The 2,582-nt window shown below is 61.5% G+C and carries 4 protein-coding genes; 3 read left to right on the forward strand and 1 reads right to left on the reverse strand.

Annotated elements, in window-relative coordinates; genetic code table 11:
* Positions 1-78: 78 nt before the first annotated feature.
* Positions 79-1,242 (reverse strand): 1-acyl-sn-glycerol-3-phosphate acyltransferase, encoded by a 1,164-nt coding sequence (locus ACW9I6_RS31955; RefSeq protein ID WP_457340226.1) that lies wholly within the window; start codon positions 1,240-1,242, stop codon positions 79-81.
* A 144-nt stretch (positions 1,243-1,386) separates the two neighbouring features.
* Between ACW9I6_RS31955 and ACW9I6_RS31960 the strand changes: the two genes are divergently transcribed.
* Genes ACW9I6_RS31960 through ACW9I6_RS31970 form a run of 3 tightly spaced genes read left to right on the forward strand, consistent with a single transcriptional unit; the run spans position 1,387 to position 2,494 of the window.
* Positions 1,387-1,566, forward strand: a complete 180-nt coding sequence (locus ACW9I6_RS31960) for a CPXCG motif-containing cysteine-rich protein (protein WP_457340227.1) — start codon at positions 1,387-1,389, stop codon at positions 1,564-1,566.
* A gap of 10 nt (positions 1,567-1,576) precedes the next feature.
* A complete protein-coding gene (locus ACW9I6_RS31965) occupies positions 1,577-1,837 on the forward strand; it encodes a putative signal transducing protein (RefSeq protein WP_017477710.1) in 261 nt (86 codons plus the stop codon).
* Positions 1,838-1,873: 36 nt separating this feature from the next.
* Complete coding sequence (locus ACW9I6_RS31970) at positions 1,874-2,494, forward strand: SOS response-associated peptidase (RefSeq protein WP_003216163.1); 621 nt, start codon at positions 1,874-1,876, stop codon at positions 2,492-2,494.
* The last annotated feature ends 88 nt before the right edge of the window (positions 2,495-2,582 follow it).

The following is a 2,582-nucleotide window of genomic DNA, read 5'->3' on the forward strand; positions in this document are numbered from 1 at the left end:
CCAGATGTATTGACTGACACTCTGCATTCGCGAGCAAGCCCGCTCCCACATTGGGTTTGCGCTGTTGCTGGTACCGGGTTACAGGGCAATCCCGGCCTTGACCCGGTACTGATTCCTCACCGGCGTCGCGTATTGCAATACCAGATACGGCCGATGCTCGGCCGGGCACGCATTCAAGCGCCGCTCCCACTCTGCCTTTGCCTTGGCCAACTCGTCCGCCGGGAATACCTCGGCTGCGGTCGGTACCTGCAATTGCGGATCGGCATCGCTCCATTGGGCGTACGCCAGGTAATGCACCGGGAACAACCGATACCCACCCAGGATCTGCCGGTCCATTTCGATCGCCAACAGCTTGGTGTCTTCGAACGCCTCGGTGATCGGCGGCGCGAAGTTGACGTGTACCCGGCCCTTGTAGCCGGTGATGCCCAGGGCGATGCTCACGTCATCTTCCCCCGGCGCCTTGCTGTAGGTGCCGGTGGTGGCGCGGATGTACAGCTCGCGGGCCTTGGCTGCGTCGCACGGGTCGTATTCGTAGCTGATGGACACCGGCGTCAGGTTCAGTGACTGGATGACTTCGGCGAACGGCTCGTCCTTGCGGCTCATGTGGAACATCTTGAGGATCGCCGACTCGGTGCGATCATCCCCATCCTTGGCGCGGCCTTCGGCCTGGGCGATCCAGATCGACTGGCAGTCGTTGCGAATCGAATGGTTGATGTAGGCCGACAGCAACTGATAGGCCGCCATCTTCTCTTTGCGCCCGGTGATCGAGCGGTGCACGATGAAACTCTTGTTCAGGCGCATCAGGTCGCTGACAAACGGCTTCTGCAGCAGGTTGTCGCCGATGGCGATGCGCGGCGTCGGCAGGCCGGCGTGGTACACGGCGTAGTTGACGAAGGCCGGGTCCATCACGATGTCGCGGTGGTTGGCCAGGAACAGGTAGGCGCTGCCGGACTTGAACTGCTCCACGCCGGTATAGGTCACGCCGTCGGTTGCCCGCTCGATGGTGTGGTCGACGTAAAACTCGACTTTGTCCTGCAGCGTGGCCACGGTGGTGACGCCGGCGAACTCACGGCGCAGTTTATGAGCGATCATCGGCTTGAGCAGCCAGCCGAAGGCGCTGGCAAAGCGCGGGAAGCGAAAGTGGGTCAGGATGTCCAGAAAGGCCTTGTCACTGAACAGTCGGGCCAGCACTGCCGGGACTTCGCTGTCGTTGTAAGGTCGGATGGTATCGAATTCGCCCATCATGCTCTCTTGTTAGAAACGGCTAGGGTAAGTAAAGGTTTGGAACAATAAATATCAGGGCGTGGTCCGGGCAATTGGCCGGGACGAAAAATAGCCCTGTAAATAGACCGGCGATTATACGCACAAGTCACCTTGGAGACCGCGATGGAAGAGGAGTCGTACGAATGTCCTTATTGTGGAGAGGTAGTCACGGCGCTACTGGACCTGTCGGCGGGCGATCAGGAATATATTGAGGACTGCCCGGTGTGCTGCCGGCCCATTGTTTTCGAGCTGCAGGTTCATGACGACGAATGGATGCTCAACGTGCGCAGCGAGAACCAATAAAGGTACGCCCATGCAGCGAATCTACGAGCCGGAAAACCTGATGGAAGGCGAGCTGCTGCAAGGCATGCTCGAAAGCGAGGGCATCACCGCGCACCTGGTGGGGCGCGATTTGCTCGGGGGTACCGGCGAACTGCCGATCTATGGCCTGCTGGCGCTGGCGGTGGAGAACGACCAGGCCGCCTACGCCCGCGAGCTGATCACCGCCTACAACGGTGCGCAACCACTGCCCGGTGATGAACCCGACAGCTTTCCCGACGTGCTGGTCTGTTAGGCTGTCGGCCAGTTTCTCCAAGAGTCGTGTTGCCCCATGTGTGGACGTTATGCCCTGTTTCGCTGGAACCCCGCGTTTGCTGCCTTGCCGGGCTTCCCGGCCGACCAGCAGGCCCAGTGGAACATCTCTCCCAATGACTCGGTGCTGATCCAGCGCCTGAGTGACGGCCAGCACACCCTGGCGCGGGCGCGCTGGGGCCTGACGCCGCCCTGGCTGACCGATCTCTCTCGTACACCGGCCCATGCCCGGGCGGAAACCCTTGCCGAACAGCCGATGTTTCGCGAAGCGTTTCGCCAGCGCCGCTGCCTGCTTCCGGCCAATGGTTTCTACGAATGGCGCGGCACCCAGCGCAAGCGCCCGTACTGGCTGACGCCGGGGGAGGGCAGCACGCTGTTCTTTGCGGCGATCTGGGAGGCGTATCCGGTGCAGGAGCAGGTTTGGTTGAGTACGGCGGTGGTGACCCAGGCGGCGCAGAGTCAGCGCCGACCGTTGATTCTGGATGCGGCGGGGCAGGCAGCCTGGCTGAACCCCGAGACCCCGCTGCACACCTTGCAGGCCTTGTTGGCCAGTGAACCCACCGCGTTGCGCGAGCGGGTGCTGGCCAATATGGTCAACGATCCGAAGCTGAATGGACCGGAGTGCCTGACGCCGGGTTGAGCGTTGTGTTGAATCGGCCGGCCTCTTCGCGAGCAAGCCCGCTCCCACATTTGATTGCATTTCAACTGAAGGAATGCGATCAAATGTG

This window comes from Pseudomonas sp. SDO5522_S412 (genome assembly GCF_054071215.1).

Excerpts from the sequence above, each read along its gene's own strand:
- ACW9I6_RS31960 (WP_457340227.1), top strand. The coding sequence starts at position 1,387 with ATGGAAGAGGAGTCGTACGAATGTCCTTATTGTGGAGAGGTAGTCACG.
- ACW9I6_RS31965 (WP_017477710.1), top strand. The coding sequence starts at position 1,577 with ATGCAGCGAATCTACGAGCCGGAAAACCTGATGGAAGGCGAGCTGCTG.
- ACW9I6_RS31955 (WP_457340226.1), bottom strand. The coding sequence starts at position 1,242 with ATGGGCGAATTCGATACCATCCGACCTTACAACGACAGCGAAGTCCCG.
- ACW9I6_RS31970 (WP_003216163.1), top strand. The coding sequence starts at position 1,874 with ATGTGTGGACGTTATGCCCTGTTTCGCTGGAACCCCGCGTTTGCTGCC.